This is a genomic window from Acinetobacter sp. EKM10A, assembly GCF_011075215.1.
Classification (GTDB): domain Bacteria; phylum Pseudomonadota; class Gammaproteobacteria; order Pseudomonadales; family Moraxellaceae; genus Acinetobacter; species Acinetobacter baumannii.
This window is the reverse complement of record NZ_JAALLK010000037.1, coordinates 1-2,590: the sequence shown is the minus strand read 5'-3', so window position 1 is coordinate 2,590 and position 2,590 is coordinate 1. Positions and strand designations below refer to the sequence as shown.

General features: G+C 35.6%; 1 protein-coding gene. It reads left to right on the top strand.

The features are described 5' to 3' along the window. The first annotated feature begins 95 nt into the window (after positions 1 to 95). Positions 96 to 2,051 (top strand): alkyl/aryl-sulfatase, encoded by a 1,956-nt coding sequence (locus tag G9371_RS18950; RefSeq protein ID WP_000693745.1) that lies wholly within the window; start codon positions 96 to 98, stop codon positions 2,049 to 2,051. The last annotated feature ends 539 nt before the right edge of the window (positions 2,052 to 2,590 follow it).

Below are 2,590 nucleotides of genomic sequence, written 5' to 3'. Positions count from 1 at the left end.
TAAGGTAGCTTAACTAGAGCAGAGTATCACTTATAAATAAGCTTTTAGTTGTTCAAACATGTGGGACCACCTCTTATTTAAAAAAAGGAAAGAAGATGAAAATTAAGTTTTTAACAGTTTCATTGATGCTTATTCTGCCATTTTCTGTTTTTGCAGCAAATACTGTAGTAGAAAAAGCGGTCATTGAATCAAATAATACATATAAGGCGAAGTATAACTTAGAGGATATGACTGAGTTTAATCAGGCTCAAAAGGGCTTTATTGCCAAGCCAACAGGTCAAATTAAAAGTGAGAAAGGCAATGTTATCTGGGATTTTGATGCATTTAGTTTTTTACAAGATCAAGCACCAAATACCGTTAATCCCACTCTATGGCGACAAGCAAAATTAAACAACAATGTTGGGCTATTTAAAGTAACAGATCGAGTTTGGCAAATTCGTGGTTTTGATTTGGCAAATATGACCATCATTCAGGGTGATACTGGCTGGATTATTGTGGATACATTAACCTCTAAAGAAACGGCTGAAGCAGCACTTAAATTTGCTAGACAGCATTTAGGTGAGCAAAAAATTTCAGCCATTATCTTTACCCATAGCCATATCGATCATTTTGGTGGTGCATTAGGCGTTCTTTCTAGCGAAGAAATTAACGCTAGAAAAACTCCAATTATTGCGCCAAAAGGCTTTATGGAAGAAGCGACCAGTGAAAATGTGATGGCAGGTTCAGCCATGATACGTCGTGCGACTTATATGTATGGAACTTTTCTACCTAAAAATGCGGAAGGATTGGTGGATACAGGTTTAGGTAAGGCTGTTGCTGTGGGAAAAATGGGCATCCTTGAGCCTACACAACTGATCACTCAACCAGAACAGAAAATGACGGTTGATGGCTTGGATTTTGTGTTTTATAACGTGCCGGGTTCAGAAGCACCAGCAGAATTAACGTTCTCTATCCCATCATTGAAACTTTATAACGGCGCAGAAATTCTATCTCATACCATGCATAATCTTTATACCCTTCGGGGTGCTAAAGTCCGTGATGCCTTAAAATGGGTGGGCTATCTAGACCAAGCAATGCAGCATGCCAAAGCATCCGATGTATTGATTGCACAGCATCATTGGCCTGTCTGGGGCAATGACAATATTCAAGATTTTATTAAAACCCAGCGAGATGTTTATAAGTTCACGCATGATCAGACGGTGAGATATATGAACTCTGGTTTTAATGGCGCTGAAATTGCCGAAAAAATTAAGCTTCCAGCGGCACTTGATCAAAAACTATATGCTCATGGCTATTATGGAACCCTAAAACATAATGTAAAAGCAGTATACCAATATTATATGGGATGGTTCGATGCCCATCCTTCCAATTTAGATCCATTACCCCCTAAAGCTGTTGCAAAAAAATATATTGAGTTAGCAGGTGGGGAGAACAATGCATTGAAAAATGCGCGGGATGCCTACGCTCAAGCTGACTATAGATGGGCTGCCGAGATTTTAAAACATATTGTGTTGAATAACCCTCAAAACCAACAAGCAAAAGACTTATTGGCGAATACTTATCGTCAATTGGGCTATGCTGCTGAGGCTTCAACTTGGCGTAATTTCTTTTTGGTGGGCGCTCAAGAGCTACAAAATAATGTACCCCTACAAAATACTTCTGATCCGAGTGATTTATTGATTCATACACCAACTGAAAGATTTCTTGAAGCTATGGCGACAAATTTAGATGTGGAAAATTTAAAAAATGAAAACCAGTGTATCAATCTGGTTTTGTCGGATACCAAAGAGCATTTTTCATTATGGGTTGAAAACTCAGTCATGCAGTTTAAGCGTTATGATGAAAGTAAAGATTTGGCATTGGATTGCCCTACATTAACCTTAACCAAGCCCTTATATCTAAAAATGATTACAGGTCAAATAGAAGGGGTAAAAGTCCTGCTTTCTAAAGACAGTAAAGTCAAAGGTAATCCACTGAAAATTGGAAAATTCTTTGCAATGTTTAAACGTCCAGATTCAATTTTCCCGATTGTGACTCGACCAAATGGCTAAGCTCAAATAAGTAAAGTCGAAACTTAAATTAATAGATCCAAAGAAATGGGTGAAATTATCAACTTGGTTCTCCCAATCTTATAACAGGAATACAAGAAATTATTTCTTGTATTCCTCTTTAAAATTAAAAGTAAGCTATATGTATTTTAACTCTATTGATACTTTATTAAATGGTTTTTGAATTTTTATACTTTATTTTCGATGGAGATATTTTTATTAGTAGCTTGTTTAAAAAAGATTTGTTTATTTTTCTATTAATTGCTTCTAAATAATAACTTCAATATTTTTGTGGTTAAAAGGCAAGGGGGTATTATGATGTGTTTTTTATTGAAAATAAGCTTTTATATTAGGTTAACTTGATTGCACTATTTGATGATTATATTGAGTAAATATATAGGTCATGATGATCATATCAATATCCGATAGTTTAAGAGCTCAATATTTGTTTTGCCAAGCTTATATTTTAGAGGTGGATCAGGAAATTTGAACAACACTTATAAGTGATATTTTGCTCCCCAAATGATGTTATAAACATCAAT